Below are 1,092 nucleotides of genomic sequence, written 5' to 3' on the forward strand. Positions count from 1 at the left end.
CTGCCAGACCCAGGTGCATCAGCTCTTTATCGCCCTGCGGATTCTGCGTGCCTGCAAAGAGATGGGCATCAAGACCGTCGCCGTTTACTCCAAGGCCGATAAAGAGCTGATGCACCTGGGTCTGGCAGACGAATCCGTCTGCATCGGCCCGGCGTCTGCCGCTCAGTCTTACCTGCACATCCCGGCCATCATCGCTGCCGCTGAAGTGACTGGCGCTACCGCCATTCACCCAGGCTACGGTTTCCTCGCGGAAAACGCCGATTTTGCCGAGCAGGTCGAGAACTCCGGCTTCGCTTTCATCGGCCCGAAAGCCGACACCATTCGCCTGATGGGTGACAAGGTATCGGCCAAGCACGCGATGATCGAAGCAGGCGTGCCAACCGTTCCAGGTTCCGACGGCCCACTGCCGGAAGACGAAGAAACGGCGCTGCGCATTGGTCGTGAAGTCGGCTACCCGGTGATCATCAAAGCCGCTGGCGGCGGCGGTGGTCGCGGCATGCGTGTGGTTCATAAGGAAGAAGACCTGATTTCCTTCGCCAAACTGACCCGCACCGAAGCAGGCGCGGCGTTTGGCAACCCGATGGTCTATCTGGAAAAATTCCTGACCAATCCGCGTCACGTCGAAGTACAGGTGCTGTCCGACGGCCAAGGCCAGGCCATCCATCTGGGCGACCGCGATTGCTCACTGCAACGTCGTCACCAGAAGGTTCTCGAAGAAGCGCCAGCACCGGGCATCGACGAGCAGGCTCGCCAGGAAGTTCTGGCTCGCTGCGTCAAGGCGTGCATCGACATCGGTTACCGTGGCGCCGGCACTTTCGAGTTCCTGTACGAAAACGGTCGTTTCTACTTCATCGAAATGAACACCCGTGTTCAGGTGGAGCACCCGGTTTCGGAAATGGTCACCTGTATCGACATCGTCTAGGAGATGCTCAGCATCGCCTCTGGCAACAAGCTGTCGTTCACGCAGGATGACGTGGTGATCCGCGGTCACTCGCTGGAATGCCGGATCAACGCTGAAGAGCGGAAACCCTTCATGCCGAGCCCGGGCACGGTCAAGCATTTCCACGCCCCAGGCGGCAACGGCGTTCGCGT

At 60.0% G+C, this 1,092-nt stretch carries 1 pseudogene; it reads left to right on the top strand.

Going from position 1 to position 1,092, the window contains the following annotated elements:
• Positions 1–13: 13 nt before the first annotated feature.
• A pseudogene (locus ACIOU6_RS28060) lies at positions 14–1,092 on the top strand (acetyl-CoA carboxylase biotin carboxylase subunit); the annotation flags it as partial.

It is taken from the genome of Pseudomonas sp. NPDC087615 (assembly GCF_044743445.1).
GTDB classification, from domain to species: Bacteria; Pseudomonadota; Gammaproteobacteria; order Pseudomonadales; family Pseudomonadaceae; genus Aquipseudomonas; species Aquipseudomonas baetica_A.